Consider the following 20917-nt stretch of genomic DNA (forward strand, 5'->3'; position numbering starts at 1 on the left):
CCTCCCCATCACCACCACCCGAAACCCGCACCCCCGAAACGGGGTTATTCAGGAGCCTCCTAGCGCCCCGCCGGATCGGCCGGGGGCTCCGGTCCGGCCTCAATCGATCCATTTGCCCCGCACGCTGGAGGCGGCGGCGCTGAATACGAGTGCCGGGTCACGCGACGACGTGTGGTGTACTGTCCTGCGTCCAGCTCACCTGCTTTCAGTGACGTCCCGTGCGCGCGCCAGCCGTGCATCTGGGGGTCGAACCTGCCGCCGATCACCAAGGCGAGGATCCGGACGGGTCGTCCGTCGGGGTCCCGCTCGAGGATCTGGACCACCGGGTAGCCGTCCAGCACCGCGCAGTGCCGGGCCGCACCACGTCGCGCAGCCAGTGCCTGTCGCCCGCTGGCGCATGCACGTCGCGGTAGCCGCACTGAAGGAGGAGGGCGCTACGGTCGGCCAGCTCGCCGATCGGCTCGGCTACCGGTCCGAGGCCGCGTTCAGCCGTGCCTTCAAGCGCGTCATCGGCGTCTCGCCGGGTGCGATTAGGAGAGGTGCCGTCGATCAGGATCCCGCGCGCTGATTGCCGTCACGGCGGGCTGAGAGTGCGAAGAGCGGCCTAGCGGGCTGACGGCGTGGGAGGTCGCGAGCAGCAGGCCGTCATCCCGCGCCGCGACGGCGCTCGCAGGCGAGGTCCACATCGGACAGGTGCGGTCAGCCGCTGTCGGTGTCGTCCTGCGCGAGGTGGTTCGTAGGGCCGTCGGCCATTTGACGCCGTCTGCGCGGCAGGGCCGGCTCACTCGGCGTTCTTGAGTTTGATGCGTACGTGGTCGGTGTCCGGTTGGCCGAGCTGTTCGAGGATGGTCAGGGCGTTGTGCCAGGTTCGGCGGGCGGCGTCGTGGTCGCCGAGCAGGTGGTGGGTGTCGCCGAGGTGGCTGAGCGTGTTGGCTTCGCCGTACCGGTGACCCAGCTCGCGGCGGATGCGCAGCGCGGTCTGGTAGCAGGTGATCGCATGGTGGTGATTGCGCAGGTGGTGGTGGATGTAGCCGAGGCTGTCCCAGTTGGCGGCCTCGGCCACCCGGTCCCCGGTCTGTTGGACCAGGGTGAGGGCGTCCTGGCAGTGGGCGAGGGCCTTGTGGTGGTCGCCGAGTTGGGCGTGGCACCAGCCGACGATGCCGACCGCGCGGGCGTGGTGGGCCTGGTGGCTGTCGGCCGGATACAGGCCGAGGGCGCGCTGGGCGTGCCAGAGGGCTGCGTGGTGGTTTCCCTGCCGTTCCAGGATGTACGACAGGCCGTGGTGCGCGCGGGCTTGGCCCGTCGGCTCGTCGAGCGCGGTGTAGAGGTCGAGCGCATGCTGCAGGTGTGCTTGGGCGTCGTCGTCGCGGCCCAGTCGGTTGTACGCGTACCCGAGTCCCCGGTGGGCGCGGGCCTGCTCCGCGCGGTTGTCCGGGCGCTGCGTCGCCTCCAGCGCGGCGCGGAGCCCGGCGGCGCGGTCGCGCCAGAGACCGCGCCACTGCTGGAAGTCGGCGAGGGTCCAGACCAGCTGCCAGGTGTGGGTGTGCAGCCCGTTGGCCTGGGCGCGCTCGATCGCGGTGAGCAGGCCGGTGTACTCGGCGCCGAGCCAGGCCAGTGCCTGTTCGCGGTCGGCCAGCGGCAGCGGCGACACGCCGGCGTCCGGTGGTGCGAGGGGGATCGGGGTACGGGAGGAGTCGATCAGCGTCGCCGCGGTGTGCGCGGTGTGCAGGTAGTGGTCGAGCATCCGGCGTAGTGCGGCGTGCCGCTGCGGCTGGGCGTCGTGGGTGTGCAGCAGTTCGGTGGCGTACACACGCATCAGGTCGTGCAGGGCGTACCGGCCGCCGCCCCGGTCGGTGACCAGCTGGGCGTCGGCGAGTTCGGTAAGTAACGGTCGGACCTGCGCCGGTGGGATGGCGGCGAGGCTGGCCGTGGCGAAGGCGGTGATACTGCGGCCGGGATGCGCACCCAGCAGCCGGAAGAGCCGGGCGGCCGGCTCACTGAGCGTGCGGTAGGACCAGGAGAAGACCGCGCGGGCGTCGGTGGCGGTGTCGGGGCTGGCGAACTCGTCGAGCCGCTCCCGCGCGGCTTGCAGCTGGTCGGCGAAATCCCGCAATGGTTGAGCTGGACGCTGAGCGGCGCGGGCGGCGGCGACGGCCAGGGCGAGGGGAAGGCGCGCGCAGCGTTCCACGATCTGCGCGGTGGCCTGCGGGTCGGCGTCGACCCGGTCGGCGCCCAGGCGCCGGGCAAGCATCTCGCGGCCTTCCTCGGCGGTAAACAGGTCCAGGACGACGAGGGTCGCGCCGTCGGCGGCGCACAGGCCGGTGAGCTGGTTGCGGCTGGTCACCATGACGGCGTTGCCGGGACCGCCGGGCAGCAGCGGCCGCACATGTTCGGCAGCGCCGGCGTTGTCGATGACGACCAGGGTCTGCCGGCCGTCCATAAGGGACCGGTACAGCGCGCTCTGGCTGTCCACATCGGAGGGCATCGCGATCGCCGGTACGCCGAGGGCACGGAGCAGGTACGTGAGGGCCTGTTCGGGGGTGACGGGCGGCCGGTTGTCGTAGCCGCGCAGGTTGATCCAGAGCTGGCCGTCCGGAAACAGTTCGACCATCCGCCGGGACCAGTGCAGCGCCAGCGCGGTCTTGCCGACGCCGGCCGTGCCGCTGACCACCACGATGGAGGCGAGGTCGCGTTCGCGTCCGCTGAGCAGCAGCTCGTCCAGCGCCGCGATTTCCCGCGCACGGCCGGCGAACGCGGACGCCTCCGGGGGCAGCTGCCTGGGCACGGGCAGCACCCCCGCACCGGCCGAGCTGACCGACGTGCCGCCGAGTACGGTCGCGTAAAGCTGCCGCATCTCGTCGCCGGGATCGATACCCAGCGCGTCGGCGATGTGCCGCCGCGCAGCCTGGTATGCGGCCAGCGCGTCCGCGCGGCGGCCGCTGCGGTGCAGGGCGGTCATGAGCTGCACCCAGAACCGCTCCCGTGACGGATGCTGTGAGGTGGCGTCGACGAGCTCATCGACCAGCTCGGCGTGACGGCCGAGTCGCAGCTCCAGGCCGATGCGCCGCTCCCACACCTGGAGCCGCTTCTCCAGCAGCCGGGGTACGGTCTGGCGGTGGAGCAGGTCGGACGGGACATCGGCCAACGGCTCGCCGCGCCACTGTGCCAGCGCCTCGCCGAGTGCGGCCGCCTCCATGCCGGCATCCTCGCGCTCGGCCGCCCGGTCGGCCTGCTCCAGCCAGTACCGGAAGCGACCCAGGTCGAGACGCTCAGCCGGTACATCGATCAGATATCCACCCGGGCGGGTCACGATCTCCGTCGCGCCCAGCATCGCGCGGAGCCGGGTCACGATCAGTTGTACGGCTCGACGAGGGACCTCGGGCTGGTGCGAGCCCCATACCGCCACTGCGAGCTCCTGCGTCGGCACGGGGTTACCAGCCTGCAGCAGCAGGGTCGCCAACAGCGCACGGTGTTTCGGGGACACCAGCGGAACGAGCCGCCCTCGCAGGCGTACCTCGAGCGGACCCAGCACACCATACGCAAGATCACTATGCTCCGACGGCACAGCTAGCACAGCAAGTCCTATCCTTCCCAGCTAAGAAGGCCTCGCCACTGTTGATCCACAGCGTGGCCCCTTGATGAGGGGCCAAAACTAGGCCGTTTGCTGTTCGCTGGGAGTAGTCCCTTCGATCCGGTTGGGTTTGCGCAGGGCGGAGACCGTCAACGCGGCCGCCGCGAGAATCGTGACGCCGCACAGAATGAAGCCCAGAACCACCGAGTCGGTGAACGCGTCGCGAGCGCTCAGCGAAAGCCGGCCGCCGATGCTGTCCTGACGCGCTTCGGCCACCATCAGGGCACCCCCGAGGGTGTCGAGCGCGGCATCTACGTGATGCTGCGCCAATCCTTGCGGTAGGTCACGGCTCAACGTGCCGCGGTAGAGCGCCGTGGCGGCGCTGCCGATGAGCGCGATGCCGAGTGCGCCGCCGAGTTCGGCTCCCGTTTCACTGAGCCCGGATGCCGTACCGGCCCGCGATGGCGGAACGGTGCCGATGATGAGATCGGTGGCAAGAGCGGTTGCCGGCGCCAAGCCCAATGAAAAGAGGGTTGAACCGAGCACGATGATGGCCAGCCCCATTTCGATCTGGGTCAGGGCGAAGAATCCGAGCGCCGCCAGCGACAGGCCACCCGCGACCAGGACGGCCGGTCCGGTCCGGGCGGCGATCGCGGGCGTCACGAGAGATCCGACGATGAAGGCGCCGCCCCAGGGGAGCGTCCACAGCCCTGCTTCCAGCGCACTCATCCCGAGCACCAGCTGGAGATACTGGGTGATGAACAGAAAAGCCACGAAGTTGACGAAGAAGATCATCGTGTAGACCACAAGCATCGGGCCGAAGGCGCTCGATCGAAACAGGGAGAGATCTACGAACGGGTTTTCGATCTTCTGTTGGCGGCGTAGGAAGACCGCGGCGACCGCGAGGCCGCCCACGATGGCCACGATTGCCGCAATCCCCGGATCGCCGGCGGCGATCTGCTTGACGCCGTACACCACCGCCAGGATGGCGACCAGGGACAGGGCGGCACTGGTGATATCCAGGCGGCCTGGGTCGGGATCACGATATTCGGGGAGCAGCCAGGGTCCCAGTACCAGGAGCAACATCATCACCGGTACGGCGATCAAGAAGACGGATCCCCACCAGAAATGCACAAGCAGTGCGCCGCCCACAAGCGGTCCGATCGCGGCTCCGGCCGAAAAGCTGGCAACCCAGATACCTATGGCCACGGTACGTTGCTTCGAATCGGTGAACATGTTGCGGATCAGCGACAGGGTGGACGGCGCCAACGTTGCGGCGGCCAAACCCAGCAAGGCACGGGCGGCGATCAGCGATTCGGCCGTCGGCGCCATGGCGGTCAGTATGGAGGCCAGCCCAAACAAGGCGGCGCCGATCAACAACAGCTTTCGTCGCCCTATGCGATCACCCAGTACACCCATCGCGACGAGCGCGCCGGCCAGCAGGAACCCATAGATGTCAATTATCCAGAGAAGCTGCGCGCCGGTCGGCTGCAGATCAGCCACGAGACTCGGCGCCGCCAAATGCAGAACGGTGAAGTCCATCGAATACAACAGGCAGGGCAATGCGATAACCGCCAGCCCGAACCACTCTCTGCGCCCGGCCCGGCCCGATGAGTTGCCCCTACGTTCGGTTCGCTCTTGTGTCACGCCATCCGTCCCTAACATGCGCTATTGCGGGCTTCTGGTCGTGACGCAGGGCCCGGCCGCGTGCCGGATGGTGTGGTGATCTCGTCAGGCATCCCCGGCCGGCGGTGGTCCTCGGCGTTCGCGACCTGGAAAATCTCCTCGGTCGGGTAATTTGGTAGCAGGGGCAACCCCTTGTCATCGCTCCGTCCGTCGGTCATGTCGTCACAGTGGCGGTAACGCGAGACTAATGTCAGCGTGCTTCGAATCGGCTTCATGCGCTCGCGATCGCCAAGCCGGAGAGGGCCGGCCCAGATGCCGATGCCCATGTTGAGCGGCAGCGTGGCCACGGGCGGCGAGCCTCTGGGGTGGCATCCTCCGCCGGCTCGTGGTGTGCGCTGGGCCGGCCATCGGGCCGTATCGGATGGCTATCCGGGCGGATGCGGGGTCGTGCGGACCCACCACTCGGCAACGAGGACGTGTGTGGCGAAGGAGACCCAGAAGGCCGGAGCGAACGATTCCTTCAACTCGAGCACTCCGAGTTCTGTGAGCAGGATGATCCAGATGCGGATCGTGCCGACCCCGATGCCGACGGCGAACGCCCTGATCATCCAACGCCGGTGCCGGACGATGTCGTCGCGGCGTACCGCACGGAACGCCACCACCAGGCAGCCTACGAACCAGCCGCCAAAGACGACGGACGCCGCGGCCTCGCCGGCGCCGCCGTACGAGTACAGGACCCCGAAGACAATCGCGAACACACCGCTGAGTAGGCCGGCCGTGAGCAAGATGCGGCCGAGCCGCCGGTGCAGGGTGTAGTGCCGGCAACGGATCCCATACGCCAGTTGCAGCGGAGCGCCGAGCAGGTACAGCACGCCGGGCGCGATGTGCAGATACGCCAACCACGGATGCTCGACGTACGCGCGGTCGGCGTCCTCCACCGGTCGCGGCCCATCGGCGAGATGAGGAACGTCTTTCCACACGCGCATCGCGACATAGAGCAAGATGAAAACGACCAACCCGGCCACGGCCGCCTGCACCAACCGCAGCCGCGTGCGGCTCTGGGCCACCGCACGTTCACTCATCGCACCCCCATGATCCAGCGCCGTTCGTCCATTCGTACCAGTCACTGCATCGGCCAGATATGATCAGGACACCTGAGTTCCTGCTCGACCGTCCATCGTTCCTGGACCACAGGAGAAAGAGAGCCGATGGTCTGCGCCATGGCGAGTTCGGACACGTGGGCACCGACCGTGGATGACTTGCGTCGGCAATGTCCCCAGCCGAGCCGAGGTCGGAGGTCGGAGCCACCCTCGAGCCCTCAGGCGATCGCGTAGCCGAGTGTGCCCTCCGTTCGGTGTCCCTCGCAGGCGGCGTCGGTGGAGACGAAGTGGTCGCCGTTCGCGGGTATCTGGCAGCGGTAGAGCCGCACGGTGCCGGCCACCGGCTGGCTGTGCGCGTACCCGACCGGGCCGAGCGGGAACTGCCCTTCGCAGCCGGGGTCGAGGCTGAGCATGCTGTGCGCGCCGACCCGGCACTCGAACAGCGGCATCGTGCCCGGTCGCTCGTCGCGCCACAGCCGCCACGAGCGCTCCGCTGTGAACCCGGGCGGAAGCAGCCGCGACGACGCCCAGTGGCCCCGGGTCGGGTGGTAACCGCGGACCAGCCGGGTGTACGGCAGCGTCTCGAACCCGCAGGACAGTCGCGGGGGCGTCAGGTCGGCGCGGTTGGCCAGCGCCCAGGTGGCCCACGCGGGCTTGGCGGCGCCGGTCGCGTCCCGCAGCCCCAACGCGAGGCCGCCGGCGACCTCGTCCGGGTGGTCGCGCATGCGGTGGTACACGTAGTTGCCGATCCCCGGTGTGCCGAGCACGTTGCGGAACGAGTCACAGACCGCCGCCGCCTGCCGCTGCGGTGTGGACGGCGCGGCGGAGCTGAGGCCGCTCTCGGTCAGCTGGATGTCCCACGCCGCCGGCCGGTCGCGGAAGGTGGCCCGTAGCCAGCCGGCGAGGACCCCGATGTTGCCGTACGTGACGTACGGGTAGTCGTCCGGTCCGGAGGCGGGGTCGCGCAGGTTCTTCGGGTACGGGTGGAACGCGACCCGCCACGCCCGCGCACCGGCGCGTGTGGACAGTCCACGCAGGACGGTCTCGCCGGCGAGCGTGGCGTCGGCGGCGGCCGGGCGGTGCAACGCGGCACCGAACTGGTGGTCCAGCGAGATGAGCACCTTGGCGGTCGGCTGCTCGGCCGACACCCGGTCGTACGCCGCGTTGTAGTTGGCGGCGATCTCGTCCAGCCACCGGTTGGCGTCGCACGGCGTACCCTGGCCGCATCCGATGTCGAACCAGGCGTTGGTGTTGACCTCGTTCATCACCACGAAGTCGGCGACCCTGCCGTGGCCGCGCTGGCCGTTGTAGCGGCTGGCGAGCATGCCGGCGAAGCGACCGTAGTCGGCCGGGTCGGACGGCGTGCAGAAAATCTCGAACCCCGGTGCGACCGGCGAGCAGGGCTTGCCCGCCCGCGCCCAGGCCGGCACGCCGTACGCCACGCCCGTCACGACGAGGCCGCGCGCGGTCCAGTCGGCGATGTCCGCGTCGATGGCGGCTGGCACCTGGAAGCAGTGCCCATCGTAGGTTTCCTCACCGGCTGCGCAGGGTGCGAGCTTGCGGGTTGGCTGCCACTGCGCCCAGACCAGGTTCATGGCCACGCCGCCGGTGTTGTTGCCGGCGATCTCCGCCTTGTCCGCCCAGCCGTCCGGCTGGATCGCCTTGATCCGATAGCCGCCACGCTCAGGGTACGGCAGCGCCGCGTCCGCCGCGGCGACCGGCGCCGATCCGACGACCACAGTGGACAGCACCGCGAGCGCGGCGGCCATCACCCGACGTCTGCCCTCGCTCACAGGTTCACTCACAGGTAGCCTGCCGGGCCCCAGAGCCAGCCGAGTTGTGGACCGAGCAAGGACAACACGCATCGGAATCCCATCCACCTGCGGCGCCACTGACCGCGCCGATACTGGAACCCAACCAGACCTCCGGCTTCACACCGGTTTCAGCGCGCGACACCTACCCCAACAGACCTCGGGTAGAGCAAGACTCCGCCGACCGCCGCCGACCGTTGACCGGAACGAATCCATGCTCTAGCGGTTCCCTGAGCCGGGCTGCGAGTTGACCGACCGCATCGCAACGGTCGCACCGGCGGTCCTCAACGCCGAGCCGTCCACGCCGTTGCGCCCGCTGCCGGCGCCGTGCATCGGCCAGCGCAGCGACGAGATCACCCGGGTCCGCGTCGGCGTCCGCTGGCAGCACGACGGAGCCCCAGATCGCCGGCGACGACGCCGACGTCCTGTCCCGCGACGCGTGTATCTGCTCATTCCGAAGCTCGCCCTGACTACCCGGGCGGCACGGCTGGCCGCCCGGGTAGTCAATGTCAATTACGGGATGGCGTTGGCCGTACACCACTCATTGGAGCGGTTACCGTCGTAGTTCGTATTACGGGTAAACGACCCGAGTTGTCCCGTGCTTTCGTTGTATGGCCATGCCCCCACGATGAACCGATGGTCGACTCCGCCGGGGAATGCGACTTCCACTTGCCACGCATATTCATGATCGCTACCGATGGTCTCATTGACGTCGATTCCACTCGGCGCGTCGATGCAGTAGTAATAACTTGGCTTCCACCTGCTGTAGAGACCCTTGTAGTACGTTGTGGAGACGAATGGCGAGGGTTGTTTGTTCAGCACGTACTCCCGCAGGTTGTACTGGCCGTTGAGGTTCAAGGGGTGGAAGCCGTTGGCGAAATTCTCCGCCGGGTCGCGATTGTCTGCGCGGAAGATTTGGAAGCAGTTCTTGCGCCAGGACGGCGTCGGTGTGATCCGGCCGAGGTCGACGGCACGCGTCGCGGCCGGGTAGAGCCGGTCGGGCTGATTACTGATCGCGTCGAAGACCCGGGCCGGCACCATCTGGGTCGGCCGGTCGGCGCAACCCAGCGCATTGACCTCCTGCTGGTCGGTGTAGTCGACCCTGGTGTTGTTGAGCACCATCGCCACGGTCGGAGCGCTCGGTTTCTTGATCAGGGTGCGCCCTTCGATCTGGGTGGGCAGCCCGTTCCAGACCCGGTTCGCTATGACCTGAAGCGGCTTGGCATCATAACCGGTGTCGTAAACCTCCTGCGGAGTAGCGAACGTGATCTTCGCGCCGCCGATGATGACCGCCTGCCCAGACGAGCCGGAATCCTTGAGCCGCGTGCCATCCGCGATCTGGGTGGGCAACCCATTCCACACCCGGTTCGGTACGACCTGAAGCGGCTTAGCATCATAACCGGTGTCGTAAACCTCCTGCGGAGTAGCGAACGTGATCTTCGCGCCGCCGATGATGACCGCCTGCCCAGACGAGCCGGAGTCCTTGAGCCGGGTGCCGTCTTCGGGGCGGGTAGACAGACTGGTCCACATTCTGTTGGGAATCACCAGCAGTGGCTTGGTGCCGTACCCGGCGCCGTTGAGCTCGTCCATGTTGTGAAACGCGACCAAGGCGCCGCCAACGATCCCCGCCTGCCCCGACGAGCCGGCATCCTTGACACGCGTGCCGTCAACGAGCAGGTGGCCAACGGTGTAGCCGTTGACAGCCACCGCCGTGGCGCAGCCGGCAGCGCTCGGGCAGGTGCCGGCGGCATCGGGCACGCCGCCAACCACGCGGTACTGCGCGTTCCCCTTGTCGCCGGCGACAAGGCGGGTGCCGTCGACCGGTACGACCCTCATATGATCGCGGCTGTTCACGCTGTGCGCCGTGACGGTGACGCCACCGGCGCAACCGACCACGCAGTTGGTGATCGGCAATGGCGCACCGCCGGCGAACTTGAACGTCCGGCCGCGCTCGTCACGGACCACACTGCCGTCCGTCGGGGTCGCCCGCATGTGCTCCAACGTGGCGACGCTCCAGCCGTTGATCGGCACCGGGCTTCCGCAGCTCACCGCGCAACCGGACAGCAGGATCGGGGCACCGCCGACGAATTTGAAGATGTTGCCGGCCTCGTCCTTCGCCGTAGCGCCGTTGGCCGGGGTGGGGTTCATGTGCTCCAGCGTCGCGACGCTCCAGCCGTTGATCGGCACCGGATTGCCGCATCCCACCGAGCAGTTCGACAGGTGGATCGGGGCACCGCCGACGAACTTGAAGATGTTGCCCGCCTCGTCCTTCGCCGTAGCGCCGTTGGCCGGGGTGGGGTTCATGTGCTCCAGCGTCGCGACGCTCCAGCCGTTGATCGGCACCGGATTGCCGCATCCCACCGAGCAGTTCGACAGGTGGATCGGGGCACCGCCGACGAACTTGAAGATGTTGCCCGCCTCGTCCTTCGCCGTAGCGCCATCCGCGGGACGGGATCTCATGTGCTCGTAGTGAACGATGCTCCATGCGGTAATGGGCACCGGGTTGCCGCATCCCACCGAGCAACTGGACAGGTGGATCGGAGCCCCGCCGACGAACTTGAAGATGTTGCCCGCCTCGTCCTTCGCCGTCGCACCATCAGTCGGGACCGCGTTCATGTGGTCGAGGTTGGCCACGCTCCAGCCGTTGACCGGGACCGGTCTGCCACATCCCACCGCGCAGCTGGACAGGTGAATCGGGGCGCCGCCCACGAACTTGAAGACATGTCCGGCCTCGTCGCGTGCGGTCGCCGCGTCTATCGGTCGTTGCCGCAGATGGTTGGCCGGATGGACCAACTGGAGGGTGCCCGCCGGAACCCGTATCGGGGTGCCACAGCCCACCGTGCAGCTGGACAGGTGGATCGGGGCACCGCCGACGAACTTGAAGATGTTTCCACCCTCATCGGTCGCGGTCGCGGCGTCCCGCGGGAACGGCAGGCCGGCATCGACGATGGCCTGAGTGACCTTGATGGGTGTACCCGGGCACATACCGCCGTCACACGTGGTCAGCCACAACGGCGCACCGCCAACCATCTTGTACATCCGGCCCGTGTCACAGGTCTGCAGCACCATACCGTCCGGCACCACGCTCAGTGACGAAACCTGCGGACAGGGCGCAGGCTGCGGATTGGGAGGCGGCGGCGGCTGCGGGACACCGACCGGCGGCGGTGGGATCTGCTCCGGCGGAAAGACCGGCGCCACACCGGAGATGTAGCGGCACGGCCTGATTGACGGGTCGTGGCCGTTTTGAAGCACGTACCCGAAATCGAAGTAGAAGACCAAACCGCAGTAGGTGCCCGCGCCGGTGAATGGCAGCTCGGCGACGTAGGAGCACGTCTCGGGGCACCACGGGGTGCTCCCGCCGTAGTCGCGTCCGTCCACGGTTCCCGTGACGCTGAGGACGCCGTCCCCTCGACCCAGGTCCGGGTCGCCGGCACATCCGTGGAAACGCCCGCTGAGATGGACCTTGCCCGCCGTGACCACCGAGCCGATACTCGCCGAGATCGTGCAATCGGGGCCGTCCGGTTCGCCGCCCCACTTCCACGTGAGTGTCGACGCTCCCGGATCCGCCGACGCCTGCTCGGGCGTCGCGGCGACAGTCACAACCGCCAGCGGCACCGCCATCAAGACGGATGCGAAGAACCCGCACACAACGCTTCGCCATCTGCTTCTCATCCACGTCCCTCTCGGACCTCTTGCCGCCGGATTCCCCTACATCAAGCGACCTGAGCGAATTCGCTCACGGCGCACCCGTCCTGCCCGCGGCCTTCCTTCGACGACCGGTGACCAGTGACCAGTGACCAGGAGTATGGGCAGCTGCCGGTTTCAGAACGGCTTCACGGTCGCGGGCGTTGCCGGCAACGCCACGTGTGGATAGTCGGCACACACGCCCAGGTCACGGGCGATGGCGGCGCTACCGGCCCGGTCAACGGCGGCCACCACGCGGAATCCGTCGACCAGCACCGCCGAGTGTTTCGCCTGCCGCCGTATCTGGCCGGCGAAGTCTGCGGCGACCGCACGGAGCAGCGGCCGCAACCGGCGCACGATCGACTGTGAACAGCCGAACACCTCTCCGGCCACGGCCTGGGACTCGTTACGACGCATCAGAAACAGGGTCAGCACCACCGCCCGGTACAGGCCCAGCACCCGACGTCGTCCACACAACCAAGGTGATCTACTACCGGGCAGCCGCCGTCGCCCGTAATGACATCCCTACTCTTGACCACACATTCTCATTTGCCCGGCTGGCACTCAAGTACGTTGCGACAAACATCCGGATCGTCAAGGTCTGCGAGGGCGGGTGCACGGTCAACGTGCACCCCCTCTCGTCGCGAGGTCTCGTCAGATAGATCAGGTAAACAGGCCGGTCGCGGTTGTTGTGCGGACATACAGCAGAGCGTCGAACGCGTCGTGCAGCGATTCGACGGACATGATGTAACCGGCGCCGTCGTTGCCCTCGTTGTAACTTGGCAGGATCATGCGCTTGCTGATCGGTCCGGTACACCAGGCCCGGATCGGGTCGGGTGCCGGGGTGTGCAGGTCGAGCAGGTAATTCGGGGTGCGGGCGGCGCCCAGTGTGGCGTCCAGCAGGCCGGGCGGCGGTGCCCCGATCGGGTATGTGCCCAGCGATTGGTAGTTGGAGCTGATGGTGCCCTGGCCGAACACCGATCCGATCGCGACGTACCGCCGGCCCAGCCGCTGCTTCAGAAAGCCGCCGGCGGTTTGGCCGGTCCAGCCGCCGTCGGGATGCCGGTAGGAAATCGCCTCGGCAGAGGTCACATGAACATTGGCCGCCCAGTAGGCGACCTTGCCGCCGATCACGCGCTGCCACCAGCCGATGGCGTCGGCGACGAACAGCTCCCGCTCCGGCGCGAAGTCCACGTTGTTGAACGCCTCGTACCAACCGACGATCGCTCGTGCGTGCTGCTCGGCGTACTCGCGGTCGAGCCGCGGCGCGGTCGCCGGCGCGGCCTGCACCAGGCGACTCATGCGGCGTGCGGTCGCGATGAGCTGCCGCCGCTGGCTTTCTGTTAGCCGCTTCTGGTACCAGTAGGTGTGGCCGGGTCCGGTGGGTCGCAGCGGAGCCAGCAATCCCTTCAGCTCGGCGACCTGGTCCGGGGCGACCCGGTGGACGTAGCCCTCGACCGTGTCGAAGCTCAAATCGCGTAGCGCGATGATGTCGGTACCGAGAAAGCGCACCTTGTCGTGATGGGCCTGGTTGTACGCGCGCATCCACTGGATCAGGTCGAGCATTTCCTGGCAGACCCAGAACGGGAAGCTCATCCCGTGTACCAGCGCACGCGGGTCGCCCTCGCCGGTCACAACGTACCGGTCGATGAGCGTGCCCTGGGCGAAGTCGTGCTCTAGTCCGATCGTGCGGAACCCCAGCTTTTCCACCAGGAAGCGGGCCATCCGGTGCTTGACCTGGAACTGCTCCCGCGAGCCGTGGGTCGATTCGCCCAATCCGGCCACGGTGGCCCGGCCCATGATGTCCCGCAGCGGGTGCAGGTCGCCGACCGGATCGACCGGGTCAAGCGACGCCAACGGATGGGCAGTCCGATCGATCCATCCGGCGATGACCCGGTCCGGATTGCGCGGCCGAGTCTTCGTGGTGTGTGCGGCCGCCGCCGGTGCGGCCATGCCGGTCAAGAACGCGCTCGCTGCCGCGCCGACCAGCAACGTCCTGCGTGGGGTTCCCATGACGACAAGGTCCTCCTGTGTCGGATTCGTTCGCTGGCCCCAGCCTCGCGACCCGAGGTCCCTGCCGCGTCCGCCCGGCGGCGTCATTCGGCGTACGTCAGGGTGCGTAGCCACAGCGGTGGGGTTCGATCGCGACCAATGGTGCGAAGCGGGGGAAATAGTAACGCTCGTACCCCGTCGGCGGCCTCGTCCCAGCCCCGGGGCAAGGCGGGCAAGGTGCTCGGTGCGCTGCTTCACGGCGGGTCCGTCACAGTCTCGCTGCCATCCGATCGAGGCCGGGACGGTCAGGCCACCTCAAGCCCGCCGGCCTGGCATGCTCGCCTACCTCGGCTACCTGGGCACCGACGCGATCACAGGCACCCGCAAACCCCGCGAAAGCGAACTCAGCGACGTGCGACGCGCCGGCAACCAAGCATCAACAGCGCCCGCGCCGCGGTCGAACGGGCCATCGCCGTACCGGAACACCGCCGGAGTGGGCAGCAAGGATTGATCTTGCGTCCGCGGCGGCCTGGGATGCTCGTTCAGCTACCTGCCGCGAGCTCGTTGCCGTGCTGCCTCGTAGAGGACGATCGTGCCAGCGGCAGCCGCGTTGAGGGAGCTGGCGGATCCGCCGATCGGAATACGGAGGGTCTGCTCGCAGGCATCCCGCCACGCGGCGCTGAGGCCCTGCGTTTCGTTTCCGATCACGATGATCTTGGCTCCGGTGAGATCGTGTTCGGCGATGTCGTGGGTACCGTGCTCGTCGGTGCCGAGGATCTCGAGCGCAGTGCCGCGCGCGCGTATCGCGGTCGCCCAGTCGAGGAGGTCGCGGTGGCTGGCTACGCGCACGACGGGCACAGCGAACAGGGACCCGGTGCTGGCGCGCACCGCCTTGGGGTCGTACGGGTCGGCCGCGTGCCCGGTGATCACCACGCCGGACGCACCGAGGGCGTCGGCGGAGCGGATCAGTGTCCCGATGTTGCCGGGAGTGGCTGGTCGGTCGAAGACCAGTATCAGCATGTCGGGGCTGACTGGTATGCGGGACAGGTCGTCCTCGGGGAGTCCGACGACGGCGAGGAGTTCGGGTGACTCTTCGTCTTTACCGCCGAGCTCGTGGAGCAGGTCGGGGGCCAGGGTGACTCGGACTGCGGTGCTGGCTCGGTTCAGGATGGCGTGGGCCCAGTGGGACAGGGCTTGTTCCTCGGCGAACAGGAGGGCTCGGACGTGCCAGCCGTGTTCCACGGCGAGGCTGATGGGCCGCACGCCTTGGACGATGAACTCGCTGGCGCGCTGGCGCTTGTTGCGGTTACTCAACATTGCGAGCCACTGCTGGAAGGTCGCGTTCCTCGTTGTGATCCTGAGCGTCTTCACCACAAGACTGAGATTCTCCTCGTGCCACGGCACGCAGCGATGGCCGGGGGGAGCGGACGGGCGCCGGGTGTTGAAAGTCTGTCCACGTCAGTGGTGGGTGTAGGCGGTGGCCTGGATGCCGTACAGGCCGGCGTAGCGGCCGCCGGCCGCGAGCAACTCCTCGTGAGTGCCCTGCTCGACGATCCGCCCTTGGTGGAGCACGAGGATGTGGTCGGCTCCGGTGACGGTGGAGAAGCGGTGCGAGACGATGACGGTGATCGCCCCGCTTCGGGCGCCCAGTTCACGCGCGCGAACCAGGTACCGCTGGAAGATGAGGTGTTCGCTGGGCGCGTCCAGTGACGCTGTGGGCTCGTCGAGCACGAACAGCAGCGGGTCGGTGCGCATCGACGCCCGCGCGAGCGCGGTGCGCTGCCACTGGCCCTCAGACAGCTCGACGCCGTCGAACGGGCGCCCGAGTTGGGTGTCCAGCCCGTCCGGTAGCCGGTCGACCAGTGGCTGCGCGTCGGCGGCGTGTACGGCGCCGGTGATGCGGCCGGTGTCGTCGAGGTGCGCCAGGTCGCCGATACCGACGGTTTCCCCGAACCGGATGTGGAAGCGGCCGAAGTCCTGGAAGGCGGCGCTGGTGCGGGCCCGCCACTCGGCCGTGGCCAGCTCGGCGAGGTCGACGCCGTCGACCTCGATCCGGCCCTGGTCGGGCAGGTACAGCTTGGTCAGCAGCTTGACCAGGGTGGTCTTGCCCGAGCCGTACTCCCCCACGACGGCGACGACCGTGCCGGCGGGCAGGTGGCAGCTGATGTCGTCGAGTGCGGGTCGTCCGGTGCCGGGGTAGGTGAAGCCGACGCTGTCAAGGGTGATGCCGGTGCGCAGGCTGGCCGGTGGTGTCCGGCGTCCGGTGGCGCGGGCCGTGGCCGCATACTCACGCAGCCACAGCAGCGGTTCCGTGACGATGCGGCCACTCATCGAGCGGCTGACCGAGAACAGGGTGTCCTGGACGGCGTTTCGCAGGGTCATGGCGACGGTCACCGCGAGGACGAGGTCACCGGCGCTCGCCTGGCCGCGCGCGGTGCGGTCGATCAGCAGGAGCAGGCCGGCGGTGAAGCCAGCGGTGAACAGCGTCCACCCGGCCACCGTCCACGCGGCGGCCCGCAGCCGGGCGCGGAACCGGCCGCTGACAGCCGCCTCCCACGCCTGACGCTGCCGTCGGGCGATCTCCGGCCCGGCGCCGCTGACCCGCAGCTCCTTTCCGCCGGCCGCCGCGGTGGCGAGGTTGAACAGGTGGCGCTGCAACCGGAACGCCTCGGCGGTACCGGTCTCGGCGTCCACGACGGATCGCTGGCCGCGCTGGTCGAACCACAGCGGCGCGGCGGCGAAGCCGAGCAGGAGCAGCAGCCACGGGGTGATCGCCGCCAGCAGCGCCAGGAGCAGGCCCAGCCGCAGCGCGTCGCAGGCAGCCGCGACCGCCTGCCACGGGGCGTGGTTGAGTCGCCAGCCAGCGCCGCGCAGCACGGTGATCCGGTCCAGCAGGTCGGTGCGTTCGAGGTGGTCCAGGCCGTCGAGCCGGGCAAGTTGCTCCTCGATGTGCCGGCGGATGTGCAGGGCACCGATCCGATCGCCGAGCATGACTTCCAGCGTGTAGGCGAGGCTTCGCAGGTAGAGGCCCACGGCGTACGCGACCGCCGCGACCGCGGCGCTGGTGGCGGCGGCGCGCGGATCGCGGTGCACGATCCCGTCGACCGCCCCGCGCAGGCCGAGCGCCATCGCCGGGGTGGTGGGCACGCTCGCCAGGAGCAGCGCGACCAGGCCGGCGGTGGGCAGCGGGTGCAGCCGCCAGTTCAGGGCCAGCAACTCGGCGAGCAGCTTCGCGTAGCGGATCACGTCAGGTCACCCTCTTCGAGCCGGTCGTCGAAGCCGCGCTGGAACCGCCGCGCCTGGATGGCGAACATGGTGGCGTAGGCGCCGCGCGCGGCGATCAGTTCCTCGTGCGTGCCGTCCTCGGCGACCCGGCCATCGCTGAGCAGCACGATGCGGTCTGCTCTGCGCACTGTGGACAGCCGGTGCGAGATCAGGATCATCGATGCGTCGCCGCGGTGTGCGGCGAGCCGGGTGAACACGTCGAGCTCGGTGCGGACGTCCAGGTGCGCGGTCGGTTCGTCCAGCACCAGCACCTCGGCGCCGGTACGCATCGAGTACAGCGCGCGGGCGAGGACGACCTGCTGCCACTGGCCTCCGGACAGGTCGACCCCGCCGGCGCGGGCGCGCGCGAGTGGCGTGTCCCAGCCGGCCGGCAGCCGCGACACCACCTCGTCGAAGCCGGCGTCGCGAGCGGCACCGACGACGGCCGCCATGTCCGGTGCGGCGAGGGCGTTGCCGAGCGCCACGTTGTCGGCCGCGGACACGTGGTAGCGCACGAAGTCCTGGAACACCACCGACAGGCGCGCCCGCCACGCGGCCGGACCGATCGCGGCGATGTCGACGCCGTCGACGGTGATGCGCCCGGAGTTCGGCTCGTACAGGCCGGCGAGCAGCTTGATCAGCGTCGATTTGCCCGCGCCGTTGACGCCGACGATCGCGAGCAGTTCGCCCGGCCGCACCTCCAGGTCCAGCCGATCGAGTACCGGTGACGCGCTGCCCGGGTACCCGAAACACACGCCCTCGAAGCGGACCGTCGGTGGCCGACGGGCCGGCGGGCCCGCGGGCCTCGCTCTGCGCTGGACGGCTCGGCCGTCCGCTAGTTCCGCGCGCAGCCGAGTGAACGCCTGGAGGCAGGTGATGGCGTTGATCGTGGCCTGGGGGGCGTCGTCGAACGCCTCGAAGACGCCGGTGCCGGCGACCAGCGCGGCCGTTGCCACCGCGACCGGCGCACCGCCTCGGGCCGCGTCCAACGCCACCACCACATACACGATCCCCAGTGGGACGAGCACCGTGACCAACTGTTGCCACGTCGCCGCGAGTATCCGCCGATCCATTGGCCACAGTGGATCGTAGGCGGGCCGCAGGTGCCTATCGATGCGGCCGATAGCCCAATCCCCGAGGCCGAAGACGCGGATCTCCTTGCCCTCGGCCGGCGACACCAGGGCGTCGGACCACACGTCCGCGCGCATGCTCGGCATGGGCACGTGCCGCCATACCCGCCGCCGCTGCACGCCCTCGTGCCAGCGCAGTTGATGCAGGGCCACGGCCGCCGCCACGAGCAGCGGTACGGACCACCACGCGTACGCGGCCAGTACCAGCCCGGCACCGACCAGGGCCAGCGCCCGGCCGATCAGGTCGAGCTGGGCGAGCACTCCGGCGCCGGGTGTACCGTCCATGAAGCTCTCCGGGTCGGCCCGGGCGGTGCGGATCAGCGCCTGGATCTCGGGGCGTTCCAGCGTGTCGATCGTGGGACTGCTCGCGGCTAGCCGGGACAGCTCGGCCCGATGTCGCCCGTCTATGCGCGCCTCGGCCAGATAGGACAGCGGCTCCCGCACCGCGACCAGCACGTGCCTGGCCAACAACACCAGCGCGTACGCCGACAGCGGCGCCACCGCGTCGCTCGTGTCCGCGTCGGTGAGGCGGGCGATCAGCCACCCGACCGTCGCCGCGGTCGCGGCCGGCACCGCGCTCAGAAGCAGTGTCAGGCCGACGAGCGCGGCCAGCAGTCCCGAACCGACCCATGGAAGTCTGGCGAGCAGCGCAAGACGGTCGCGCACGGGCGCGGGCATGGTGAATGACAAGGAAGCTCCCTGGGCAGCACGTGAGCCGCGGTGCTCCAGCACCACGGAGGTCGACGGCATTGGCCAGGGGTCAGTTCATGGGTCGCAGCGTCTCCGATCGCCGCGGAGCCCGCAACTCAATTTGCGGCTCCGCCGGGTGGGGCGGTGCTCTGCCGGACGGTGAGCGTCGTCGCCAGCTCGATCCCGGTCTGCGGGGTATCCCCCCGCCCCAGGGCGAGCGCCATCTCGGTCGCGGCCACCGCCATCTCCGTGAGTGGTTGGTGGACGGTCGTGAGTGGAGGGTCGACCAGGGCGGCGGCGATCGGCAGGTCGTCGAAGCCCACCACGCTCAGGTCCGCCGGGATCCGCAGCCCAAGCGCGGCAGCGCCCCCACCGCCAGGCGACGCCCCGCAGGGCGTCCCGCCTCTCGCCGATCAAGGGCGAATGCACGTGGTTTGATCTCATTTCCACGTGCATTCGCCCTTGATCGACGCAGATCTCCTTGATCGACGCCGTGAGTGGGTGTGAAACGCCCACACCGGGTTGGCTCGTCCTACACCCCGGCGCGACGGCGTAGCCCTCCGTAGGTCACGCGGCGGACGAGCAGCTCGAACGGGCCGCGGTTGCCGGCGCGGCGCATCCGGTCGGCGAGGAGCGCGGTCGCGATCCAGGTCGCGACCGCGAGCAGCGCCGTGGTGGCGACGGTCAGCGTGCCGGCCAGGTCCAGCAGGAACGGCGTGAACGCCAGTGCCCACACGATCGACTGGGCGAGGTAGCAGGTCATCGACCGCTGGCCGGTGGCCGCGACCGCCTCGACGATCCGGCCGCGCCGGCCGGCGAGCCGGTCCGCCAGCAGCGTGATGAGGGCGGCGTACCCGAAGCCTCCCAGCACTCCGGTCGCGTCGTGCAGGGGCCCGATCAGCTCCAATGTGGAGGCGTCCGGCACGCCGGTCGCGCCGGCGAGCATGAGCGACACCGGCTGCGCGCCCAGGACGGCGACGCCGATCCCGATCGCCGCCGTCGCGGTCAGGAGGCGCCGGTACCGCCCCGGCTGCTCCAGCATCCGCAGGCGCCCGATGACCAGTCCGATGAGGAACGGGCACGCGAACCCGACCGGCCCGAGCAGCATCACGAACGGCTGCACGCCGATCCGTGATGAGAACATCGTGGACAGGTCCGGCGGCAGGGCGGAGGCGTCTGGAGCCGCGCTGGAGGTCGACAGCGAGGCATCGGACGGCAACGCCGTCAGCAGGAAGAAGCAGGCCGCCAACACCACCAGCCAACGGCTGCGCCACCGCACGGCCCAGGCGCCGAGGAGCAACAGCACGCCGTACGCCGCGAGGATGTCACCGACATACAGCAGCATCGCGTGCGCGAACCCGACCACCACCAGGACCAGGCTGCGCCGCCACAACAGCCGGCGGACCGGCCATTTCCCGAGGGCCTCGTGACGGCGCACGATCTGGGCGACGCCGTACCCGAACAGCAGGCCGAACATCGGGAAGGCCCGGCCGTCGACGAACGTGGCGATCGTCCAGGTGACGACCGAGTCCAGGGCCGAGCCGTCCTGGGGATACCCGCCCAGCACCGTGGTCCCCCGCAGGAAGTAGTGCGAGTTCGCCAGCGCGATGAACAGCAGCATGAACCCGCGCGCGAGGTCGGGACCCAACGCCCGCTCCTTGACAGCGGTCGGACCGGGCACCCGCACCGGTGAACTGGTCGTCATGCCCCGCAGTCTGCGCAACGGGCGACCGGTGATTCGTCGGCACAAGGTCGACCGTGGTACGACCATTGGCCAAGCCTTGGCCCGGCAGTCGTAACCTATCGGCTACAACTGCTGATACAGGGCACCGACCGCGACGCCACCGGCCAGCGCGCCGGCGCCCTGTACGGCGGCGAAGCCTCCGTAGGCCGGCAGGTGGACCGCGGCGTGGAGGCGTACACGCTGCGCGACCTGGCCGAGGTGCACCGCGACCGTCCCGACGCCTCCCGGGATGATGTTGGAGGGTTCCTACAACTATTGTTGTCCCCTGGTGGCGGTGTCGATGGTTTCCACACCGTACGGTGGCG

14 protein-coding genes and 1 pseudogene are annotated in these 20917 nt (G+C 69.0%); 1 reads left to right on the forward strand and 14 read right to left on the reverse strand.

Annotated features, from left to right (window positions below; all coding sequences use genetic code 11):
* Positions 1 to 397 precede the first annotated feature (397 nt).
* Positions 398 to 568, forward strand: coding sequence for a helix-turn-helix domain-containing protein (locus tag V6V89_RS10390; protein ID WP_334618818.1), 171 nt, complete (start codon positions 398 to 400; stop codon positions 566 to 568).
* Positions 569 to 781: 213 nt separating this feature from the next.
* Here the strand turns inward: V6V89_RS10390 and V6V89_RS10395 are convergent, their stop codons facing one another.
* From V6V89_RS10395 to V6V89_RS10460, 14 genes and pseudogenes are all read right to left on the reverse strand, one after another.
* On the reverse strand, positions 782 to 3574 hold the full coding sequence (locus tag V6V89_RS10395; protein ID WP_334618819.1) for an AfsR/SARP family transcriptional regulator: 2793 nt from the start codon (positions 3572 to 3574) through the stop codon (positions 782 to 784).
* Positions 3575 to 3652: 78 nt separating this feature from the next.
* A complete protein-coding gene (locus tag V6V89_RS10400; RefSeq protein ID WP_442935109.1) occupies positions 3653 to 5236 on the reverse strand; it encodes an MFS transporter in 1584 nt (527 codons plus the stop codon).
* Positions 5230 to 5544 (reverse strand): hypothetical protein, encoded by a 315-nt coding sequence (locus V6V89_RS10405; protein ID WP_334618821.1) that lies wholly within the window; start codon positions 5542 to 5544, stop codon positions 5230 to 5232. The genes V6V89_RS10400 and V6V89_RS10405 overlap by 7 nt, the downstream gene beginning before the upstream one ends.
* Before the next feature lie 78 nt (positions 5545 to 5622).
* A complete protein-coding gene (locus tag V6V89_RS10410; RefSeq protein WP_334618822.1) occupies positions 5623 to 6279 on the reverse strand; it encodes a DUF2306 domain-containing protein in 657 nt (218 codons plus the stop codon).
* Between the two features lie 236 nt (positions 6280 to 6515).
* Positions 6516 to 8090 carry a DUF5722 domain-containing protein gene (locus V6V89_RS10415; RefSeq protein WP_334618823.1) on the reverse strand — a complete coding sequence of 525 codons (1575 nt, stop codon included), beginning with the start codon at positions 8088 to 8090 and terminating at the stop codon, positions 6516 to 6518.
* A 531-nt stretch (positions 8091 to 8621) separates the two neighbouring features.
* On the reverse strand, positions 8622 to 11729 hold the full coding sequence (locus V6V89_RS10420; RefSeq protein ID WP_334618824.1) for a scabin-related ADP-ribosyltransferase: 3108 nt from the start codon (positions 11727 to 11729) through the stop codon (positions 8622 to 8624).
* A gap of 201 nt (positions 11730 to 11930) precedes the next feature.
* The gene (locus V6V89_RS10425; RefSeq protein ID WP_334618825.1) at positions 11931 to 12251 is read right to left on the reverse strand and encodes a hypothetical protein; all 321 of its coding nucleotides are present in this window, start codon (positions 12249 to 12251) and stop codon (positions 11931 to 11933) included.
* 204 nt (positions 12252 to 12455) lie between these two features.
* The gene (locus V6V89_RS10430; protein WP_334618826.1) at positions 12456 to 13805 is read right to left on the reverse strand and encodes an erythromycin esterase family protein; all 1350 of its coding nucleotides are present in this window, start codon (positions 13803 to 13805) and stop codon (positions 12456 to 12458) included.
* Positions 13806 to 14330: 525 nt separating this feature from the next.
* A complete protein-coding gene (locus V6V89_RS10435; RefSeq protein WP_334618827.1) occupies positions 14331 to 15158 on the reverse strand; it encodes a TrmH family RNA methyltransferase in 828 nt (275 codons plus the stop codon).
* A gap of 84 nt (positions 15159 to 15242) precedes the next feature.
* The gene (locus V6V89_RS10440) at positions 15243 to 17030 is read right to left on the reverse strand and encodes an ABC transporter ATP-binding protein (RefSeq protein ID WP_334618828.1); all 1788 of its coding nucleotides are present in this window, start codon (positions 17028 to 17030) and stop codon (positions 15243 to 15245) included.
* Positions 17027 to 18844 carry an ABC transporter ATP-binding protein gene (locus V6V89_RS10445; RefSeq protein WP_334618829.1) on the reverse strand — a complete coding sequence of 606 codons (1818 nt, stop codon included), beginning with the start codon at positions 18842 to 18844 and terminating at the stop codon, positions 17027 to 17029. Before V6V89_RS10445 ends, V6V89_RS10440 begins: the two co-directional genes overlap by 4 nt.
* Positions 18845 to 18984: 140 nt before the next feature.
* A pseudogene (locus tag V6V89_RS10450) lies at positions 18985 to 19221 on the reverse strand (substrate-binding domain-containing protein); the annotation flags it as partial.
* A 179-nt stretch (positions 19222 to 19400) separates the two neighbouring features.
* On the reverse strand, positions 19401 to 20573 hold the full coding sequence (locus V6V89_RS10455) for a DUF418 domain-containing protein (protein WP_334618830.1): 1173 nt from the start codon (positions 20571 to 20573) through the stop codon (positions 19401 to 19403).
* A 102-nt stretch (positions 20574 to 20675) separates the two neighbouring features.
* Positions 20676 to 20816, reverse strand: a complete 141-nt coding sequence (locus V6V89_RS10460; RefSeq protein ID WP_334618831.1) for a hypothetical protein — start codon at positions 20814 to 20816, stop codon at positions 20676 to 20678.
* Between the last annotated feature and the right edge of the window lie 101 nt (positions 20817 to 20917).

Source organism: Micromonospora sp. CPCC 206061 (genome assembly GCF_036906915.1).
Taxonomy (GTDB): domain Bacteria; phylum Actinomycetota; class Actinomycetes; order Mycobacteriales; family Micromonosporaceae; genus Phytohabitans.